Origin of the sequence: Kribbella albertanoniae (assembly GCF_004348455.1) — a bacterium.
In the GTDB taxonomy this organism is placed as follows: domain Bacteria; phylum Actinomycetota; class Actinomycetes; order Propionibacteriales; family Kribbellaceae; genus Kribbella; species Kribbella albertanoniae.
Genome location: NZ_SMKA01000076.1, coordinates 12,046 through 30,813, shown reverse-complemented (window position 1 = coordinate 30,813; position 18,768 = coordinate 12,046). Strand labels below are relative to the sequence as shown.

Genomic DNA, 18,768 nt, shown 5'->3' with positions numbered 1-18,768 from the left:
GTTGGCGGGGTGCCGGGGTTAACGTCCGAATGGCCGGAGGCGGGCCCTCCGATCGTTCGGACGTTGGCGGGGTGCCGGGGTTAACGTCCGAATGGCCGGAGGCGGGCCCTCCGATCGTTCGGACGTTACCCGGGTGCCGGGGTTGACGTCCGGCGATTCGGAGACCAGGTCTGCGTGTTCTTCGGACGTTGTGGCAGTGGGGGCGGCGCTGCTTTGGGCACCCATCAACCACTTTTGGGCCGGGTGGATGGCTGAGCCGTGCTCAACGTGCGTGGGGGAGGAGGTTCAGGTTGTGGTTGCGCAGGTTGCTGGGGCCGAGTGGTGCAGCGGGGCGGGGAGGCGGGTGGCTAGGAGGACGGTGCCTAGGGCAAGGATCGCGAAGAGGGCGCCTATCCAGGCGACGGAGGGGTAGCCGGCGCCGGCGTTCAGGGTTAGGCCGGCTAGCCAGGGGCCGATGGTGATGCCTACGTTGAAGGCGGAGACGTTGAAGGCGGCGGCGAGGGTGGGGGCGGAGCCGGCGAGGGTGAAGACCCGGCCGTTGACGGCGGGGTTGTTGGCGAAGCCGAAGACGCCTACCAGGACGATGGCGGGTACGGCGAGCCACGGGGTACCGGCGCCGAGTGCGAGCGCGACCGCGGCGGCGATGAGGCCGGTGAGTGCGACCGTGAGCGTGGTGAAGGGGCGGCGGTCTGCGGTTCGGCCGGCGGTGGTGATGCCGATCAGGGCGCCGACGCCGTACACGGCGAGGACTGCTGGGACCCAGGCGGCGGAGAGGCCGGTGGAGTCGGTGAGCAGCGGGGCGAGGTACGAGAAGATCGCGAGGATTGCTGCGGTGGATAGCGCGGTGGTTCCGTAGGCGAGCCAGAGGCCGGGGTTGCGGATGGTTCGCAGTTCGCTGCGTAGTTCGGGGGTTGTCTTGGAGCGGCCGCCGGGGATGGTGAAGATGACGCCGACCATGGCGAGGGCGGACATCGCGGCCACGGCCCAGAAGGCGGATTGCCAGCCGAGGTGCTGGCCGAGTGCGGTGCCGGCTGGGAGGCCGACGATGGAGGCGACGGTGAGGCCGCCGGCCAGGACGCTCATGGCGCGCGCCCGGGATTCGGGTCCGGCGAGTTGGATCGCGGTGACGGAGGCGACGGCCCAGAATCCGGCGTACACGAAGGCGCCCACGACGCGGGTCGCGAGCAGGAAGCCGTAGTCGGAGGTGAGTGCGCCGGCGACGTGGGTGAGTGCGAAGACGACCAGGAAGGCGAGCATCGCCGCGCGCCGCGACCAGCGCAGGGTGACGACGGCCAGGACCGGGGCGCCGACGAGCATGCCGACGGCGAAGGCGGAGATCAGCAGGCCGGCGGCTGGGATCGAGACGCCGAGGTCGGTGGAGATTTCGGGGAGGAGGCCGGCCAGCATGAGTTCCGACGTTCCTTGGGCGAAGATCGCAGCGCCGAGCAGATAGACGGCGAAGGGCATAGGTTTCCTTTGCTCAGAAGGCTCAGAAGGCTCAGAAGGCTCAGAAGGCCTCAGAAGGCGTGGAGCGCGGCCTCGATGACGGACTCTTGAACACGGGTCGCCGCACCCCGGCGGGCCGCAACGCGCAGCCCCCCGAGTACGACGTACACGTAGTCCGCGAGCGCCTCCGGATCGCGACTCGCGTCGACCTCACCCGCGGTTTGCGCGGCCCGGATCTCCAGAGCGAGTGCCTTCAGCTTGACGGCGTGGTCCCGATCCAGGATCTCGACGAGTTCGGGATCGGTCGGCCCGAGCTCGACCACGGTGTTGATCACCAGGCAGCCGGACGGGTCGCCCGGATCAGGCTCGACCGCCCGCCACAGGATCTGCCGGACGCGTTCCCGGATCGGCAGGTCGGTCCGCCGGATGAGCTCGAGCTGGGCAGACGTCGTCTGCTCCATGTACCGCCGCAATGCGAGATCGAACAGCGCCCGCTTGCTGCTGAACGTGTTGTAGATACTGCTGCGCCCGAGCCCGGTCGCCGTACAGAGCTCCTGCGTCGAGGTCGCTTCGTACCCCGACGCCCAGAACACCCGCATCGCGGCATCGACCGCCTGGTCCTCGTCGAACATCCTCGGCCTGACCACGAACCGACCATAACAGGTTTTGGACCGAGCTATCCAAAACGAGGGTCACGCCGTGAGATCGACCCATTCGTGCGGCCGGCCGGAGGGGGAGGTGAGCAGGGTGCGGCCGTTCGGGCTCAAGGCCGGGTAGCGCTCGGTCAGCTCTTTAAAGGCGGTTTCGTCGCCAGTGATCAGGAGCGCGGCCAGCTCGTCGGTCTCGGCGGCATCAGCTTCGGTGTACGTCGGGGCCAGGGTGCCCCAGGTTTCCCAGAGCAGGAGTTCGTCGCCCATCAGGTGTGCGAGCTGGTAGTGCACATAGGTACGGATGAACCACAAGCCGTTCAGCGCGAGGCCCGTGCCGGGACCGGGGATTGCGCCGTACAGGTTGGGGTCGATGCGGCCGGCCCGGGCCTCGCGCCAGATTTCGGCGGCGGAGACGAACGGCCCCGGCGGCATGTCGAGGGTGTTGAACGGGTGGTCGGCCGGGTCCAGCTGGGCGTCGATCATCACCCAGCGGTCGCCGTTCCAGTACTCGGCGACGACGTGGTCGTGGTTGAAGTCCTCGTTGAAGTAGACGGCGAAGCCGATCCGGCTGCGGACCGGAATGCCCTTGTGGCGAAGGGCGGAGACGAACAGCAAGGTGTAGTCGCGGCAGCAGCCGACCACGCGGTCGAACGGCTCCCGCGGTACGGCGAGCGCCGTACCGTTGCGGCGTTGATCGGTGGCGAGGATGGATGCCACCCAGCGGTGGTCGATCTCGGCCAGACGGTCGCCGGTGAACTCGATGCCGCCACCGCGGTAGTGGATGAGCAGGTTGCGGACGACGGCGCCGATCGCGGGGATGTCGTCCGGCAGGGCGTCGAACAGATGGGCGTATTCGCCCGGATCGCTGTACGGCGTCTGCTTCGTGTAGTCCATCAAGGTCTCCTCACAAGAAAGGGTTGGGCAATGTCGACGGCCGGTGCGTCGCGGGGGAGCGCCTGACAGTTGGGCTGGTAGACCTCGCGCGGCGCACCAGCCTCCAGGGCCTGGTTGCGGACCCAGTCGAAGACCAGGTCGTAGGCGAGCATGATCCGCGGGAACGAGCACTCGTCCATCGTGATCGTGCAGTACGCCTCGTGATGGGCCGGTTCGACCCGGATCGCGATCGGCCCGGCCGGGTCGACGAGACCCTCGAACGGGACGCAGATCTCGACGGTTCCTTCGGCCTCCAGCGTGATGGCGTCGTGGTAGATCACCCAGGACCCGCCGGTGAACGTCGCGCCGGCCGATCGCAGGTACGACGCGATCTCGTCGGTGCCCGAGACGATCACGCCGACCAGCATCGGCTGGTTCGTCTTGGCCCGGATCGTCGCGATCTTGGTCGCCGGGACCTCACGAGTCAGCACCGGCCGCGGTGAGAGTCCGGACAGGCCGGTCCGGTTCAGCCGTCCGCGCAGATAGTCGAGGGTCGCCCGCCGAGCAGCCGTGGTCGCCTCCTCGGCAGCCCACCATCGGTCCAGCAGGATCAGCGCCTGCTCGTCCGACCCGGCCAGTACGTCGGCAATGGTGCTCAATGGCATGTCGAGCTGCCGGAGCACGCTGATCCGCCGAGCGCGTTCGAGCTGCTCCTCGTCGTAGATGCGGTACCCGTTGGCCGGGTCCACCCGGGCCGGCGCGAGCAGCCCGGACACGTCGTACAGCCGCAAGGCCTTCTGTGAAAGCCCCGCCCGCCGCCCGAACTCACTGATCGTCAACACGCGATCATCAAACCCCCTGCCCCAGGGGAAAGGTAAAGCTCAGCGCAGGTGCTTTTTCGGCAGGGCGGTCAGCAGGGCGTCGGCGTGGCGGCGGTAGCCGAGGTTGTTGGGGTGGAAGTTGTCGCGGGCGAGCATGCCGCGCCATGGCGGGCGGGCGTGCCGGGAGACCTCGGCCACGGGCAGTCCGCGGTCTGAGGCGGTGGTGCTGATGTGCTGGTTGATGCCGGCGACGTAGGGACTGACGGCTCCGCCGACGCGCCAGAGGCGGTCCGGCACGGTCAGGTCCATCACGACTGAGGAGGAGGGCAGGCGCTCGATCACTTCGCGCAGGTGGTCGCGGAAACGCTTCGGCGGCGTGGCGAGGATGTCGTTGCTGCCGATGCCGCAGGTGACGAGTGCTGGCTGCAGACCGCTGAGCAGGGGGAGCTGGTCGTTCAGTACGTGCTGGGTCTGCGCACCGGAGCGGGACAGGTTGAGTACGCGCCACGGACTGCCGGTACGGCGAAGTGCGTTCAGCACCTGACCGACGTACCCGTGCAAGGGACTGGAGGCGCCGAGGCCCTGCGCAGTTGAGTCACCCAGCACGACCCAGAGCGGTCCGTCGGCAGCTAGTGCCCGGGTGTTCTGCTGCGTCCAGTACTCGGCGTACGTGCGCGCCTGTACGTCGACGTACGCGACCCCGTCGAGCCAGCGCTGCACGGCGAGCCGGGAGCTCGTCCGCTCCGCCTCGCCCCAGCGCATGATCCCGCGGTGCAGGGCGCCGATCGGAGTGGTTCGCTGACGGGCGCGGCGCAGCAGAAACATTGGTCCCCCCATACATGAACAACAGGTGACCAATGAAGGTACAAGGCGAAGGTTAACAACGCCGGGGAACGTCTCAGAGCGCGCGGAGCAGCACCAGACAGAGTGGGGGCAGCGGCACGGTCGCACCGGCCTCGACCTCGGTCACCATGCTGTTGCTGGTGTCCAGAACCACCTCATAGGCCGGCGCCCACGACGCATCCGGTACGGCGACCTCCCGGATCTCGGAGGTGGCGTTCAGCGCGAGCAGGAACGAGCTGTCCGTCAGCGCGTTGCCCTCCGCGTCGGTGGCCCGCAGCGCGTCCCCGGCCAGGAACATGCCGATCGTGCGCAGGTTCCCGTCGTGCCAGTCGGACTCGTTCATCTCGCCGCCGTGCGGTGCGATCCAGGACAGGTCCTTCCGGCCGCCCGGTACGACGGGCTGTCCGGAGAAGTAGTGCCATTGCCGCAGAGTGGGGTGTGCCGACCGCAGTGCGATCAGCTTCTTCGTCAGAGCGAGGTGGTCGGCCCACTGCTCCGGGAGCGACCAGTCGAACCAGGAGATCTCGTTGTCCTGGCAGTACGCGTTGTTGTTACCGCCCTGCGTCCGCCCGCACTCGTCGCCCATGGTGATCATCGGTACGCCGGTGGACAGGATCAGCGTGGACATCAGATTCGCCATCTGGCGTTTCCGCAGCGCAACTACCGCAGGATCGTCGGCCGGACCCTCCACACCGCAGTTCCAGGACCGGTTGTCGTCGGTACCGTCCCGGTTGTCCTCGTGGTTCGCCTCGTTGTGCTTGTGGTTGTAGCTGACCAGGTCGCGCAGGGTGAAGCCGTCGTGCGCAGTGACGAAGTTGATCGACGCATACGGGTAGCGTCCGTCGTCGCCGTACAGGTCGCTGGAGCCGGAGAGTCGGTAGGCCAGGTCCTTCACGCCGTCGGAGGTGTTCCGCCAGACGTCCCGCACGCTGTCGCGGAACTTGCCGTTCCACTCCGACCACGGAGTGCCGAAGTTGCCTACCTGGTAGCCGAAGTTGCCGACGTCCCAGGGCTCGGAGATCAGCTTCACCTCGCCCAGCACAGGATCGGCTGCCACCTCGGACAGGAACGCGTGGTCGACCAGATCAACCTCGTGACGCTCATTGCGGACCAGCGTCACGGCCAGGTCGAAGCGGAACCCGTCGACGCCCATCTCCTGGACCCAGTAGCGCAGTGAGTCCATCAGCAGCCGCCGGACCTGCGGGTGTGAGGTGTCGACCGAGTTACCGGTGCCGGTGACGTCGTACATGGTGCCGCCCGGGCCGAGCCGGTAGTACGCGCGGTTGTCGATGCCGCGGAAGCTCAGTGTCGGCCCGTCGAACCCACCCTCGGCAGTGTGGTTGTAGACGACGTCCAGGATTACCTCGATGCCAGCGGCATGGAATGCGGCCACCATGGCCTTGAACTCGGCCACCTGCTCACCACGCGTACCTGCTGACGAGTACGCCGCGTGCGGAGCGAAGTACCCGAGGGTGTTGTAGCCCCAGTAGTTCGGCAGACCGCGTGCCGCGATCGCAGGCTCGGTCAGGAACTGGTGGATCGGCAGCAGCTCGACCGAGGTGACCCCGAGCTCCTGCAGGTACGCGATGACCGACGGGTGCGCCAGACCGGCGTACGTCCCGCGCTGATGCTCCGGTACGTCGGGATGCAGCTTGGTGAAACCCTTGGTGTGCAGCTCGTACACAACCGTCTCGCCCCAGTGCACCGGCTTGCAGATCGGCGGGGGCGGCTCGGAGTCGCCGACCACGACACTGACCGGGACATGTCCGGCCGAGTCCCCGTCCGACGAGTCGTAGATCAGCGGGCTGGCGAAATCCAGCGAGCCGTCGACAGCCCGCGCGTACGGGTCCAGCAGCAGCTTGGACGGGTTGAACCGCAGTCCGTGCGACGGGTCGAACGGTCCGTGCACCCGGTACCCGTACCGCTGGCCGGGGCCGACGCCGGCCACGAACCCGGTCCAGAATTCACCGGTGTGCGCGAGGTCGAGATTGCGCTGACTGCCGTCGTCGGCGATCAGCGCCAGCTCGACCCGCTCGGCGGCCGGGGCCCACAGCGTGAACGTCGTTCCATCGGTCTGGACCACTGCCCCCAACCGCGGCCCGAGGTCGCCGGCCGGCCCGGCTGCGGTCGGAGTCGCCGTCGTGTCAGTCACCGGCACATTCTGCACAACTCCTCACAAACCCGCGGACAGGTGGGGTGTCTTGACCCCAAATGCCCGGGGAGTGATCGTGAGACGGTGGTTGTGAACGTCTCTGCGCAATGATAAGCAAGGACCGTTACTAAGTTACGACATACTTTCCGGACTCAGGTGAGGGTCTTCAATGGCGGAACAGCTGGCCGATCTGCGCGTCGGTCTGATCGGCGCGGGCAACATCGCGCACGTGCACGTGGCGGCCTGGAAGGCGCTCGGCGCACGCATCGTGGTCTATTCGGTCGAAGGCGCGGAGTCGCTGGCCGAGCAGTACGGCCTGGAGGTGGCGCCGTCCCTGGACGCGCTGCTCGCCGAGGTCGAGTTCGTCGACATCGTCACCCCGTCGCCGACGCACAAGGAGCTGGCGCTGGCGGCCATCGCAGCGGGCAAGGACGTGATCTGCGAGAAGCCGCTGACGCTCACCGCGGCTGACTCGCACGAGGTGCTGGCAGCCGCCGAGGCTGCTGGGGTGAAGGTCTACCCGGCCCACGTGGTGCGCTACTTCCCCGAGTACAAGGCCGCGTACGACGCGGTGCAGGGCGGACGCATCGGTGCGGTCGCAGTGGCCCGCTTCTTCAGGCAGGCCTCGTCGCCGGCCGGCGCAGGCTGGTATCGCGATGTGGCTCGCTCCGGCGGCGTGATCATGGACCTGATGGTTCATGACCTCGACCAGGCGCAGTGGCTGTGCGGCAAGGTCACCAGCGTGTACGCCGTGCAGAACCCGCCGACTGTGGACGGCATCAGCCCGGTGAACGTCTCCGCGCACGTGACGCTGACCCACGAGTCCGGTGCGATTTCGCTCTGCCGGGCGACCTGGGGTGTGCCCGGGACCCCGTTCCGGACCGGCTTCCACGTTGCCGGGGCGTCCGGCGTACTGAAGCACACGTCTGGTGTGGACACCGGATTCGTTGAGGAGCTGCAGAAGGAAGCGAACGCTGCAGAGCTCCTGATCCCGGCAGCTGCGCGGGGAGAGAGCCCGTACCTGACTCAGCTGCGGGAGCTGGCGATCGGTCTGCGTGGTGGGCCCGAGCCACGAGTGCTCGGTGTGGACGGTGTAGCAGCCGTCGACCTCGCCGAAGCCGCCCGCCTGTCCATGGAGTCCGGCAAGACCATCGAGCTGAACGGAGCAGTGGCATGAAGGTTGCGATCGCCTCGTTCGCTCACACCCACGCTGGTTCATATGCCTACCTCCTGGGTCAGATGCCTGATGTAGAGGTGCTGTCGGCCGACCCGGACGGCGCAGCGGCGCCCGACACCGGTCCGCGCGCTCTGCGCGGTGCAGAGCTTGCCGAGAAGCTCGGTGTGCCCTATGTGGACTCGTACGACGAGCTGTTCGCGTGGGGACCGGACGCTGTCGTGGTGACGTCCGAAAACGCCGGCCACCGCGCACTGGTCGAGCGGGCCGCGGCAGTCGGTGCACACGTGCTGTGTGAGAAGCCATTGGCCACTGAGGTCGCAGATGGTCAAGCCATGCTGGACGCCTGCGCCGAAGCAGGTTCCATCCTGATGATCGCGTACCCGGTGCGCTTCGCGCCGTCGTACCTGCGGCTGCGGGCCATGGTCGAAGCAGGCCGGCTCGGCGACGTGTTCGCCGTACTGGGCACCAACAACGGCAAAATCCCGTACGACGCTCGCCAGTGGTTCACGGATGCCACGCTGGCAGGTGGTGGTGCGCTGGTCGACCACACCGTGCACTGCGCTGATCTGATCGACGGTCTGACCGATGGGGCGTCGGCTGCGCGCGTGTACGCCGCTGCGAACCACGTGCTGCACCAGGACAAGGGTGTGCAGGTCGAGACCGGCGGACTGGTCACCATCACCTACGACAACGGGCTGCTGGCAACGATCGACTGCTCGTGGAGCGTCCCGGACAACGGCCCGACCTGGGGTGGTGTCTCGTTGCAGGTCACCGGCACGAACGGTTCGGTGGAGATCGAGCCCTTCCTGCCGCATGTCGGCGGAACGGACGAGAAGGGTGAGGTCTTCCTGGGTGTCGGCGGCAATCTGGACGAGTCGCTGCTGGCGACCTTCCTGGACGCGGTCCGCGAGTCCGGCCCGCCGGTTCCCGGCAAGACCCCTGCCGTCGTACCGCAGCCGGATGGTGCGGTAGGCCTGCGTACGCTGCAGATCGTTGACGCTGCTCGTCGATCTGCCGTTTCCGGTCAGCCTGTGGACCTGTAGTACGGTTCCCGGTGATGTGACCGGTGAGTAAGGGAGCGACGTGATGGGTGAGTTCGTCAACCTGACCGTGAGTGATGGTGTCGGCACGATCCGGCTGGATCGGCCGAAGATGAACGCCCTGAACGTCCAGGTGCAGGACGAGATCCGGGCCGCCGCCGACGAGGCGACGGCGAACGACGACGTCCGGGCCGTGGTCGTGTACGGCGGCGAGCGGGTCTTCGCCGCCGGCGCGGACATCAAGGAGATGGCCGACATGTCGTACGCCGACATGGTCAAGCGCTCCGGTCCGCTGCAGGCCGCCCTGTCCGCCGTGGCCACGATCCCGAAGCCGACGGTCGCCGCCATCACCGGGTACGCACTCGGTGGTGGCTGCGAGCTCGCGCTGTGCACCGACTACCGGATCGCCGCCGAGGACGCGAAGCTCGGCCAGCCGGAGATCCTGCTCGGCGTCATCCCCGGCGCCGGCGGCACCCAGCGGCTCTCCCGGCTGATCGGCCCGTCGAAGGCCAAGGACATCATCTACACCGGCCGTTTCGTCGACGCCGCCGAGGCGCTGCGGATCGGTCTGGTGGACAAGGTCGTCCCGGCCGCCGAGGTGTACGACGCCGCGGTCGCCTGGGCCGCGCAGTTCTCGAAGGGTGCCGCGCTCGCTCTCAGAGCAGCCAAGGAGTCGATCGACGCCGGACTGGGTGTTGACCTGGCCACCGGACTGGAGATCGAGCGCCAGCAGTTTGCCGCGCTCTTCGCCACCGAAGACCGCACCATCGGAATGAAGTCGTTCGTCGAGAACGGCCCTGGTAAGGCTGAATTCAAGGGACAGTGAAATGACCACCTCTGCCGAGAAGCCCGCTGCGACTGCCGAGCAGGTCGAGGCCGCCTGGAACGACAACAAGCTGGCCCAGGTGCTCTACCACGACTGGGAAGCGTCGACGTACGACGAGAAGTGGTCGATCTCGTACGACGAGCGCTGCGTCACCTATGCGCGCGACCGGTTCACCGCGATCGCCGGTGACCAGGGCTGGCCGTACGGGAAGTCGCTCGAGATCGGTGCCGGTACCGGCTTCTTCACGCTGAACCTCAAGCTGGCCGGCGTGATGGACGAAGCCCACGTCACCGACCTGTCCCCGGGCATGGTCGAGGCGGCGAAGAAGAACGCCAAGACGCTCGGCTTCGCGGTCGAGGGCCGGGTCGCCGACGCCGAGAAACTCCCGTACGACGACGACAGCTTCGACCTCGTCATCGGTCACGCGGTCATCCACCACATCCCGGATGTCGAGCTCGCGTTCCGCGAAATGCTCCGCGTCCTCAAGCCCGGCGGCCGTTTCGTCATCTGTGGCGAACCCACCCGGTACGGCGACTTCGTGGCGCGCCGGCTGTCCCGCTTCACCTGGTGGGCGACCACCAATGTCACCAAGCTGCCGGCGCTCTCGGACTGGCGACGTCCGCAGGCCGAGCTCGACGAGTCCTCCCGGGCTGCTGCGCTGGAAGCCGTTGTGGACCTGCACACCTTCGACCCCGACACGTTGGCGCGGACGGCAACCCGCGCGGGCGCCGTACAGGTGAAGACGGTGACCGAGGAGCTCACCGCAGCGTGGCTCGGGTGGCCGATCCGGACGTTCGAGGCCGCCGTACCGGAGCAGAAGCTTGGGTTCGGCTGGCGGATGTTCGCGTACAAGTCGTGGCTGCAGCTGTCCAAGGTGGACAAGGTTCTGTCCACCGTTGTCCCGGACGAGCTGTACTACAACGTCTCGATCACCGGGGTATCGCAGTAGGGTAAGTAAGATGCGGTTGCTGTCAGTGGCGAATCTTCGCTGGGTGGTGCGCCATCGGGCGTGGACGCCGTACTACCTCAAGCGGTACTGGCGGTTCGCCTGGTTCAAGCTCAGGCACCGGCACGTCATCACCGAGGGTTTCGTCTTCCTGGGCAAGAAACTCGAGGTCGCGGCCCGGCCCGGTCACGGCCGGATCATCCTCGGCAAGTGGGTGCACCTCGGTGACGAGACCCGCCTGCGCGCACACGAAGGCACGCTGCGGATCGGTGACAAGGTCGTGTTCGCCCGCGAGGTCACGGTGAACTGCTACCTGGACATCGAGATCGGCGCGTCCACGCTGATCGCGGACTGGACCTACATCTGCGACTTCGACCACAAGACCGAGGATCTCGGGCTGCCGATCAAGGATCAGGGGCTGGTGAAGTCGCCGGTCCGGATCGGCCCGGACTGCTGGCTGGCCACCAAGGTCACCGTCACCCGCGGAACCGACATCGGCCGCGGCGTGGTGATCGGCGCGAACAGCGTTGCCCGTGGCAACATTCCTGCGTACGCCGTGGCCGCCGGGGTTCCGGCGGTCGTCGTCGCCGACCGCACCACCCGCTATGCCGCCGACGCGCCGCGCCGAGCCTATTTGGCCGAGCTCGCGGAGGTGAATGCAGCGACTGCCGCCCAGCTGCGTTCGTCCGTTCCACCCGAAGAACTACAGCTCCCGACACCCCAGGTCACCGTGACACCGACTGCCGGCGATGACAAAGAGGGTGCCGAGGGGTTCTCAAGTTACTCACCAGTCGGGCACTATGTCCCGCACGACCGGATGGCCGTCGGAGAGGAGACGCAGCGTGGCTGAGCACGCCAAGCCCCGCCCGGAACCGACGATTGCCGACCCGGTGGGCGCTACGGTGGAACCAGCGCTGCAGACGACTGACGACGTGACGACGACTGCCGCACCGGCCCCGTTCGCCGGGGCCCGGCGCAGGTTGTCGCCGCGGCCGGTCCCGGTCAGCCGCCGGAGGAAGGCGGCCGCACCGGTCCCGGGCGCAGGTGAGGAACCGAACCCGGCTGAGGAGATGGGTGACGTGGGCAACGACGACAAAGCGGGGAAAGCACCCGAGGACACTCCCGTGGCCGGCGCGACCAAGACGGCCAAGCCACGCACGGCGGCCGAGATCGTCGCCGAGCAGAGGGCCCGCGAGGAGGCCGCGGCCTCGGCTGCGTCCAGCAGCGGCTCGGAGCCCAAACCTGACGACACGGCGGTGACCAAGCCGGTCAGCCGGGTCTCGACGGCCGCCCCGTCCTCGGCGGTCAAGCCCAGCACGACCACTTCCAAGGGCGGCAAGCAGGCGCTGAGCTCGGTCGGTAGTGGTGTGCGGCAGCTGCGCAATCTGCTCGCCTCGCTGATCTGGCTGGTCGCCGTGCTCGCCGCAGCCCTGCTGGCGCTGGGCGCGCTCTTCACGGCACTCGACCAGACCAACCAGAGCAACGAGATCGTGCGCTGGGTGCTGGAGCGCGGGCACGACCTGGTCGGTCCGTTCAAGGACCTGTTCCGGCTCGAGACCGCGAAGAACACCCTGCTGGTGAACTGGGGGATCGCCGCGCTCGTCTACCTGATCGCCGGCAAGATCCTCGAACGCTTCATCCGTCCGTAGGTTTCACCGCTACCAGGATCAGGTCGAGCGATTCGTCCAGGTCGCCCGGCCTGATCTCAAAATCCTGGTACGTCGAACTGGTGACCAGCTCGCGCAGGCCCGATGGCCACTCGTCATGCGGGCTTGCGAGTTGGGCGTCCACACACGAACCGTGCTCGGATTCCCAGTCCTGCAAGCGCTTGCCGTGATGTAGTCCGAGCGTGTGCGTGATCTCGAACTCCGGCTCGACGAGCTCGGTGAACTCGGCCATCGTCAGCTCGCGCGTGTGGTACCAGTTCCCGCTCGGGAAGGTGAGCCGGTTCGGCGTGCTCAGTACGGCGATCCCGCCCGGCGCGAGAATCCGCGCGCACTCGGTGATGAACCGCGGCTGCTCCCACAGGTGCTCGATCGTCTGCAACGAGGTCAGCAGCCCGAAGCTCGCATCCGCGAAGGCGGTCTGCACGAGGTTACCCCGAATCACCTGCACCTGCGGATACATCCGCCGTACATGCCGCAAGGTGTTGTCCTCGTAGTCCAGTCCGAACATCTGCTCCGAACCAGCAGTCCGAAGCAGCTCGGCGCCGTACCCCTCGCCGCAGCCTGCCTCGAGCACTCGGCCGGCCACTGGCAGCAGCTCTGCCACGATCCACCGGTACGCCGCTTCGTGCCGCGCGAACCAGTAGTTCTCGTGCCAGATCCCTGGTGCGGTTCGCTCCCCGGTGAGGGCCAATATCTCGGTCACGCGGTCAGCTTATGCACAGCGGCGGTGTCCGGGCCCGCCCGCCCGAACACCGCCGCTGTTGGATCTGTCCCCTAGTGGTGTGTCGCGCCTAAACCTTGGCACTGGCGGCGCCCAGGCGGGCACCTCGCTGCGTTGGAGGAAAGGGCACGATGGAAAGGCATCGAGCCCTTCCCTCCGCCTTGCGATGCACCCACCTGGACACCGCCAGCACTCAAGTTTTAGACGCGACACACCACTAGTGCTTGTGACGCTTACCCATTCCGTCGTCGTCCAGACCTTCCACGTCGATCTGCTCCTTGCGGACGGTCTCGGTGACGTTCTCCTCGCCGCGGACGGTCTCGGTCTCGAGGCCGACGCGCTCGACGGCGACTGTCTCCTTGCCGACGACCGGGCGTTCCTCGTGCAGCACGACCTCGCGGTCCTCGTCGCCGAGCTCACCAGGCCGGGCCTCGCCGTCGGCGACCGGTTCGCGGACCACGTGCGCTTCCTCGTGGCTCACCGGCACCGTGACCTGCTGTTCCTCGGTCACGACGTGCTTGTGCAGACCGACCCGCCCGGTCTCGACGGTCTCGGTGCCTGCGTGCAGCCGCTCCTCGTGACGGACCATCGACCCGTCGCGCCCAGCCATGCCGTCGCGCCCAGCCATGCCGTCGCGCCCAGCCATGCCGTCCCGACCGGCCATGGCGTCCTGCTCAGCCATGCCGTCGCGGCCAGCCATGGCGTCCCGCTCGGCCGTCCGCCCGCGAGGCGTCGTACCGGCGTTGGTCTGCGGCAGTTGCAGGCCGTAGTAGCGGTACAGCTCCGAGGCTTCCCCGGCGCTTAGGTGGCCACCGGCGTCGATCCGCGGTGCGTCCTTGATCTTCGACTTGGACGTGGCGAGGTGCAGCCCGTCCTTCTCGACGTGGGCACCGTCGAGCGGCACGAAGGTGTGCTTGGTCCCGAACATCCCCGTGTTCACCGTGACCCACTCCGGCCGGCCGCTCGTGTCGGAGGCGTAGAGAGTGCCGACCGACCCGACCTTGTCCCCGGCCGCGTCGTACGCCGGCTCGCCCACGACTTGCTCGATTCCCTGCATGGTCATCGTTATCAACCCCGTGTTCTTGTTGTGCCCTGTGTTCTTGTTGTACCGAGCAACGAACGCCGGGTCCGGTGCCCGGGCGTCCGGGCGGCAAACGCCCGTTTGGAAAAGCCGTTCGGATAACGGTCGGGCCCGCTCGGACGGGTGTGTCGGACGCCTCGGCCGCGACCCGGTGCTGGTGCGTGAACCGACCGGATAGCCTGAGCTGGATCGCCTCACGGGGCCGGCGGTGTGATGGGGCTCGCACGTGGCATATGTTTCCCGCGAGTAACATCCGTGGCAGGCTTGGAGAGACCGTTAACCAGAAGGGGTCCCACACGTTATGAAGATTGTCGTCTGCGCGAAGTTCGTGCCGGATGCCACGGCGGACCGCCGCTTCCGCCCGGAGGACAACACGGTGGACCGTGCCGGTGTGGACGGGCTGCTGTCCGAGCTGGACGAGTACGCCGTTGAGACCGCACTGACCGTGAAAGAGGCCGGCGACGCTGAGGTGACCATCCTCACTGTCGGCCCGGAGCAGGCTGCGGACGCGGTGAAGAAGGGCCTGCAGATGGGCGCCGACGCGGGGGTGCACGTGCTTGACGACGCCATCCACGGCTCCGACGCGGTCGCCACCTCGTTGGTGCTGTCGAAGGCGCTGGCCAAGCTCGAGGCCGACCTGGTCGTGTTCGGGATGAGCTCGACCGACGGCGGGATGGGTGTTGTCCCCGCGATGGTGTCGGAGCGCCTCGGCCTGCCGGCCGTGACGCTGGGCTCCGAGGTCACCGTCGACGGCACGACCGTGCGGATCCGCCGCGACGGCGACACCGCGAGCGACACCGTCGAGGGCACGCTGCCGCTGGTGCTGAGTGTCTCCGACCAGGCGAACGAGCCGCGGTACCCGTCGTTCAAGGGCATCATGGCCGCGAAGAAGAAGCCGGTCGAGACCTGGTCGCTGGCCGACCTGGAGATCACCCCGGAGCAGGTCGGTTCCTGGACCGAGGTCATCGAGGTGACCGCGCGTCCGGCCCGTACGGCAGGCACCATCGTGACCGATGAGGACGGCTCCGGTGCGGGCCAGCTCGTCGAGTTCCTGTCCACCAACAAGTTCCTCTGAGGGGCGAGCAGTCTTATGTCGAACGTTCTGGTTCTCGTTGACCACACCGCGGGCGTCGTACGCAAGACGACCGCCGAGCTCCTGACCATCGCCCGCCGTCTCGGCGAGCCCGTCGCGGTCTTCATCGGCGACGGTGTGCAGGACGCTCTCCCCGCACTGGGTCAGTACGGCGCCACCAAGGTGATCGCGCTGACCAACCCGGAGCTCTCGCAGTACCTGGTGTCGCCGAAGGCCGAGGCCCTCCAGCAGGTCGCGGCCAAGATCGAGCCGTCGGCGATCCTGATCTCGTCGAACGCCGAGGGCAAGGAGATCGCGGCCCGGCTCGCGGTCAAGCTCGAATCGGGCCTGATCACGGACGCGGTCGACGTACAGGAGGGTCCGGTCACCACGCAGTCGGTGTTCGCGGGCAACTTCACCGTCAAGTCGAAGATCACCAAGGGCATCGCGGTCATCACGGTGAAGCCGAACGCGGCGACTCCGGAAGCCGCGGAGACCTCCCCGGAGGTCGAGGAGTTCGACGTGACGATCTCCGACGCCGCCAAGACCGCCCGCATCACCGAGTCGAAGCCGCGCGCCGCGACCGGTCGCCCGGAGCTCACCGAGGCAGCGATCATCGTCTCCGGTGGCCGCGGTACCGGCGGTGACTTCGCCCCGGTCGAGGCCTTCGCCGACTCCCTCGGTGCTGCTGTCGGCGCATCCCGCGCCGCGGTGGACTCGGGCTGGTACCCGCACGCCTACCAGGTCGGCCAGACCGGCAAGACCGTCTCCCCGCAGCTGTACGTCGCCGCCGGCATCTCCGGCGCGATCCAGCACCGGGCCGGCATGCAGACCTCGAAGACCATCGTCGCCATCAACAAGGACAACGAGGCCCCGATCTTCGAGCTCGTCGACTTCGGCGTCGTCGGCGACCTGCACAAGGTCCTCCCCGCCGCCACCGAAGAAGTCACCAAGCGCAAGTCCTGACCTACCGCACCACAGAGCCCGGCCCGGCACCCCGCCGAGCCGGGCTCGCTTTTGCCCAGCGTGCCCACCGTGCCCCCGCCAGGAAATTTCAGGGGTTATCCGTTCATGTCGCCCCTTCTCCGGCCAATTTTTGAGGGGAGAACCAGCAACTTCAGGGGAGATCCCCTCATTTTCCGGGCAGCCGCCACAGCCCGCGAGGGCTGAGGCAGGAGAGCGCCTATTGGTACAGCTCTGGGCGGAGGAGGGCGTGGACCAATGTCCGGTTCAGCCAGTCGGCGTACTGGTCGGCTGTCCATCCTCGCGTCTCGGTGAGGAGGCGGTAGTTACCGAGGTGGTTGAGCAGCCAGAACTCGTCGGTGGCCTGGTCGACGGACAGACCCGGCCGTAGGTGATCGTCGTCCGCGAGTCGCTGGGTGAATTCCCGGATCACGTGCCAGCGCTCCTCGAGCATGCGGCGCCTCAGCTCGGCCAGGGAGTCGTCGACCGCCGCGCCGGCCTCGATCACCGCCATCAGGTCGGAGATTCGCTGCCGGATCACGATGCCGCTGCTGGTGGCGAACCGGATCCGTTCCACTGGGTCGGCGATCTCGAACTGCGCCTTGTAGGAGTCGCGCTCGACCACTGGCACCCGATCGTCGACGCCGCCGGCCAGTGTGCGGTGCCAGACGTTCAGCAGTAGCTCGGTCTTCGTCTTGAAGGCGAGCTTGACCGTCGCCAGTGACACCCCGGCCTCCTCGGCAACCGCGGGCAACGTGGTTCGGACGAAGCCGCGCGCGGTGAACATCCGCTCGGCCGCATCCAGTACGGCGCTCCTCGTCGCCTCCGCCCGGCGTTCCCGAACGGGCGAGTCGTAGCGGCGGGGGTTGACATTGTCGGCCACCCGGCTACGGTAGTCGTTAATTGACTAGCCGCAAAGGCTAGCGAATTCCGGAGTGTCAGATGCTCAATGCTGGGGGGACGGGATGACAACACCATTCGAGGCGGCGACCGAGCGGTTCCGGGCGGCCTGGAGCGCCGAGGTCGACTACCAGCCGTTGGCGCACCAGTCCGCGCTGACGAGCGAGTTGCAGGTGCAGGCGACCGCGGTCCGGTGGGGTGACCGCGTGCTGGATATCGCCGCCGGGACCGGGAACACTGCGCTGGCCGCGGCCCGGCGGGGTGCGCTGGTGACGGCGACGGACTTCAGTCCGATCGTGCTGGACCGTGCTGTACGGCGGGCTGGTGCCGAGGGGCTGTCGATCGACACAGAGCTGGCAGACGCGCAGCAGTTGCCGTTCGAGGACGCGACCTTCGATGTCGTGCTGTCGACGTTCGGGGTCATGTACGCGCCGGACCAGCAGCGTGCTGCCGACGAGCTGCTGCGGGTGTGCAAGCCCGGTGCACGGATCGGTCTGGTGAGCTGGTGCTTGACCGGGCTGATGGCCGACCTGCAGTCCGCGCTGGCCGACGTACTGCCGCCTCCTCCGCCCGGTGTGCCGTCGCCGCATTTGTGGGGGAATGAGCAGCGCTACAAGGAGCTGTTCGGCGATCGGATCGCAGTGACGAGTTGCGACGTACTTGTGCAGGAGACGTTCGCGAAGTCTGCCCAGGACCAGGTGGCGACCATGCTCACGCATCTGCCGCCGTGGCGGATGCTCTACGAGCGGCTCGACCCAACAGCGCGGTCTGCCTTTGCAGCGGCGGCTGAAGGCGCGTACGAGCGTGCCAACCGAGCTACTGACGGGACTCTGCTGGCCGGCGCGCAGTACCTCCAGATCGTTGCCACCGCTCACTAACCCGTACCGCCTGCCGGTGATGGTCCTGCTGTGTGAAGATCGGCAGGTGGCTGACGAGGAGCGGTTCTGGTACGAGGACGGGCTCGATCCGGAGGACTTGGCGTTCCACCGGTTGCACGGGCCGTGGAAGCGGTCGACGCCGGCTGATGCGCTGGCGATGATGAGCCGGTACGACGGGGAGTGGTGGATCGCTGGGGGATGGGCCATCGATGCGTTCACCGGAGTGCACCGGGCGCACGAGGATGTCGATCTGTCGCTGTGGAAGCGCGATGTCGAGAAGCTGCGGCTGCATCTGCGGGGGACGTACGATCTGTGGTCGAACGCCGGTGGGCGGTTCCGGCCGCTGACGGACGAGGAGTCCGAGCACCCGGAGGACGCGGACCAGATCTGGTTGCGGAAGCATGCGCTGGCGCCGTGGGAGTACGACGTGGTGGTGAACCCGGACCGCGACGGACGCTGGGTGTTCCGGCGCGACCCGGCGCTCGACTTCGCTCTCGAGGACATCACCTGGCGGGCGCCCGACGGTGTTCGCTACCTGAACCCGGAGATGGCGCTGGCCTACAAGGCGAAGCAGGCCAGGCCGAAGGACGAGTTGGATCTCACCGCCGCACTCCCACTGCTGTCAGCCGACCAGCGGGTCTGGCTGGCCGACATGATCGAGCACCTGCACCCCGGTCACCCGTGGGTGGCGCGGATTCGTGCGGTGTGAACT

19 protein-coding genes are annotated in these 18,768 nt (G+C 67.6%); 10 read left to right on the top strand and 9 right to left on the bottom strand.

Annotated elements, in window-relative coordinates; genetic code table 11:
* Positions 1 to 285 precede the first annotated feature (285 nt).
* The 6 genes from E1261_RS18430 to glgX all read right to left on the bottom strand — a co-directional run bounded on the left by E1261_RS18430 (position 286) and on the right by glgX (position 6,785).
* Positions 286 to 1,467, bottom strand: a complete 1,182-nt coding sequence (locus tag E1261_RS18430; RefSeq protein WP_132408113.1) for a Cmx/CmrA family chloramphenicol efflux MFS transporter — start codon at positions 1,465 to 1,467, stop codon at positions 286 to 288.
* 50 nt (positions 1,468 to 1,517) lie between these two features.
* On the bottom strand, positions 1,518 to 2,093 hold the full coding sequence (locus E1261_RS18425) for a TetR/AcrR family transcriptional regulator (protein ID WP_132408112.1): 576 nt from the start codon (positions 2,091 to 2,093) through the stop codon (positions 1,518 to 1,520).
* Between the two features lie 45 nt (positions 2,094 to 2,138).
* Entirely contained in the window at positions 2,139 to 2,990 is an 852-nt protein-coding gene (locus tag E1261_RS18420) for a transglutaminase-like domain-containing protein (protein ID WP_132408111.1), read from the bottom strand.
* On the bottom strand, positions 2,990 to 3,811 hold the full coding sequence (locus tag E1261_RS18415) for a MerR family transcriptional regulator (protein WP_132408110.1): 822 nt from the start codon (positions 3,809 to 3,811) through the stop codon (positions 2,990 to 2,992). Before E1261_RS18415 ends, E1261_RS18420 begins: the two co-directional genes overlap by 1 nt.
* A 39-nt stretch (positions 3,812 to 3,850) precedes the next feature.
* Complete coding sequence (locus tag E1261_RS18410) at positions 3,851 to 4,615, bottom strand: SGNH/GDSL hydrolase family protein (RefSeq protein ID WP_165952552.1); 765 nt, start codon at positions 4,613 to 4,615, stop codon at positions 3,851 to 3,853.
* Between the two features lie 73 nt (positions 4,616 to 4,688).
* Entirely contained in the window at positions 4,689 to 6,785 is a 2,097-nt protein-coding gene (glgX, locus tag E1261_RS18405; protein WP_238176292.1) for a glycogen debranching protein GlgX, read from the bottom strand.
* A 169-nt stretch (positions 6,786 to 6,954) separates the two neighbouring features.
* Between glgX and E1261_RS18400 the strand changes: the two genes are divergently transcribed.
* From E1261_RS18400 to E1261_RS18375, 6 genes are read left to right on the top strand one after another with little or no spacing between them, the layout of a single operon-like run.
* On the top strand, positions 6,955 to 7,962 hold the full coding sequence (locus E1261_RS18400) for a Gfo/Idh/MocA family protein (protein WP_132408107.1): 1,008 nt from the start codon (positions 6,955 to 6,957) through the stop codon (positions 7,960 to 7,962).
* Positions 7,959 to 9,005, top strand: coding sequence for a Gfo/Idh/MocA family protein (locus E1261_RS18395; protein WP_132408106.1), 1,047 nt, complete (start codon positions 7,959 to 7,961; stop codon positions 9,003 to 9,005). The genes E1261_RS18400 and E1261_RS18395 overlap by 4 nt, the downstream gene beginning before the upstream one ends.
* 43 nt (positions 9,006 to 9,048) lie before the next feature.
* Positions 9,049 to 9,828, top strand: coding sequence for an enoyl-CoA hydratase/isomerase family protein (locus tag E1261_RS18390; protein ID WP_132408105.1), 780 nt, complete (start codon positions 9,049 to 9,051; stop codon positions 9,826 to 9,828).
* Position 9,829: 1 nt separating this feature from the next.
* Positions 9,830 to 10,777: a class I SAM-dependent methyltransferase gene (locus E1261_RS18385; RefSeq protein ID WP_132408104.1), complete on the top strand. Its 948-nt coding sequence runs from the start codon at positions 9,830 to 9,832 to the stop codon at positions 10,775 to 10,777.
* Between the two features lie 10 nt (positions 10,778 to 10,787).
* The gene (locus E1261_RS18380; RefSeq protein WP_132408103.1) at positions 10,788 to 11,624 is read left to right on the top strand and encodes an acyltransferase; all 837 of its coding nucleotides are present in this window, start codon (positions 10,788 to 10,790) and stop codon (positions 11,622 to 11,624) included.
* Entirely contained in the window at positions 11,617 to 12,423 is an 807-nt protein-coding gene (locus tag E1261_RS18375) for a hypothetical protein (protein WP_238176291.1), read from the top strand. Before E1261_RS18380 ends, E1261_RS18375 begins: the two co-directional genes overlap by 8 nt.
* Here E1261_RS18375 and E1261_RS18370 read toward each other — a convergent pair.
* Both E1261_RS18370 and E1261_RS18365 read right to left on the bottom strand, forming a co-directional pair.
* Entirely contained in the window at positions 12,410 to 13,144 is a 735-nt protein-coding gene (locus E1261_RS18370; RefSeq protein ID WP_132408102.1) for a class I SAM-dependent methyltransferase, read from the bottom strand. The two genes, E1261_RS18375 and E1261_RS18370, sit on opposite strands and share 14 nt — an antisense overlap.
* A 235-nt stretch (positions 13,145 to 13,379) precedes the next feature.
* The gene (locus tag E1261_RS18365; RefSeq protein WP_132408101.1) at positions 13,380 to 14,225 is read right to left on the bottom strand and encodes a DUF2382 domain-containing protein; all 846 of its coding nucleotides are present in this window, start codon (positions 14,223 to 14,225) and stop codon (positions 13,380 to 13,382) included.
* 319 nt (positions 14,226 to 14,544) lie between these two features.
* On the opposite strand from E1261_RS18365, the gene E1261_RS18360 reads away from it, so the two are divergent.
* Positions 14,545 to 15,318: an electron transfer flavoprotein subunit beta/FixA family protein gene (locus E1261_RS18360; protein WP_132408100.1), complete on the top strand. Its 774-nt coding sequence runs from the start codon at positions 14,545 to 14,547 to the stop codon at positions 15,316 to 15,318.
* Between the two features lie 15 nt (positions 15,319 to 15,333).
* Positions 15,334 to 16,281: an electron transfer flavoprotein subunit alpha/FixB family protein gene (locus tag E1261_RS18355; RefSeq protein WP_132408099.1), complete on the top strand. Its 948-nt coding sequence runs from the start codon at positions 15,334 to 15,336 to the stop codon at positions 16,279 to 16,281.
* Positions 16,282 to 16,498: 217 nt separating this feature from the next.
* Here E1261_RS18355 and E1261_RS18350 read toward each other — a convergent pair whose 3' ends face one another.
* Complete coding sequence (locus tag E1261_RS18350; RefSeq protein WP_132408098.1) at positions 16,499 to 17,161, bottom strand: TetR/AcrR family transcriptional regulator; 663 nt, start codon at positions 17,159 to 17,161, stop codon at positions 16,499 to 16,501.
* 82 nt (positions 17,162 to 17,243) lie between these two features.
* Between E1261_RS18350 and E1261_RS18345 the strand changes: the two genes are divergently transcribed.
* Positions 17,244 to 18,056 carry a class I SAM-dependent methyltransferase gene (locus E1261_RS18345; protein ID WP_132408097.1) on the top strand — a complete coding sequence of 271 codons (813 nt, stop codon included), beginning with the start codon at positions 17,244 to 17,246 and terminating at the stop codon, positions 18,054 to 18,056.
* Positions 18,057 to 18,102: 46 nt separating this feature from the next.
* The gene (locus E1261_RS18340; protein ID WP_132408096.1) at positions 18,103 to 18,765 is read left to right on the top strand and encodes a nucleotidyltransferase domain-containing protein; all 663 of its coding nucleotides are present in this window, start codon (positions 18,103 to 18,105) and stop codon (positions 18,763 to 18,765) included.
* Positions 18,766 to 18,768 lie beyond the last annotated feature (3 nt).

Bases quoted from the DNA above. Each gene is read 5' to 3' on its own strand.
- E1261_RS18365 (WP_132408101.1), bottom strand. From the start codon at position 14,225: ATGACCATGCAGGGAATCGAGCAAGTCGTGGGCGAGCCGGCGTACGAC.
- E1261_RS18355 (WP_132408099.1), top strand. From the start codon at position 15,334: ATGTCGAACGTTCTGGTTCTCGTTGACCACACCGCGGGCGTCGTACGC.
- E1261_RS18385 (WP_132408104.1), top strand. From the start codon at position 9,830: ATGACCACCTCTGCCGAGAAGCCCGCTGCGACTGCCGAGCAGGTCGAG.
- E1261_RS18400 (WP_132408107.1), top strand. From the start codon at position 6,955: ATGGCGGAACAGCTGGCCGATCTGCGCGTCGGTCTGATCGGCGCGGGC.
- E1261_RS18345 (WP_132408097.1), top strand. From the start codon at position 17,244: ATGACAACACCATTCGAGGCGGCGACCGAGCGGTTCCGGGCGGCCTGG.
- E1261_RS18420 (WP_132408111.1), bottom strand. From the start codon at position 2,990: ATGGACTACACGAAGCAGACGCCGTACAGCGATCCGGGCGAATACGCC.
- E1261_RS18390 (WP_132408105.1), top strand. From the start codon at position 9,049: ATGGGTGAGTTCGTCAACCTGACCGTGAGTGATGGTGTCGGCACGATC.
- E1261_RS18380 (WP_132408103.1), top strand. From the start codon at position 10,788: ATGCGGTTGCTGTCAGTGGCGAATCTTCGCTGGGTGGTGCGCCATCGG.
- E1261_RS18395 (WP_132408106.1), top strand. From the start codon at position 7,959: ATGAAGGTTGCGATCGCCTCGTTCGCTCACACCCACGCTGGTTCATAT.
- E1261_RS18410 (WP_165952552.1), bottom strand. From the start codon at position 4,615: ATGTTTCTGCTGCGCCGCGCCCGTCAGCGAACCACTCCGATCGGCGCC.
- E1261_RS18360 (WP_132408100.1), top strand. From the start codon at position 14,545: ATGAAGATTGTCGTCTGCGCGAAGTTCGTGCCGGATGCCACGGCGGAC.
- E1261_RS18430 (WP_132408113.1), bottom strand. From the start codon at position 1,467: ATGCCCTTCGCCGTCTATCTGCTCGGCGCTGCGATCTTCGCCCAAGGA.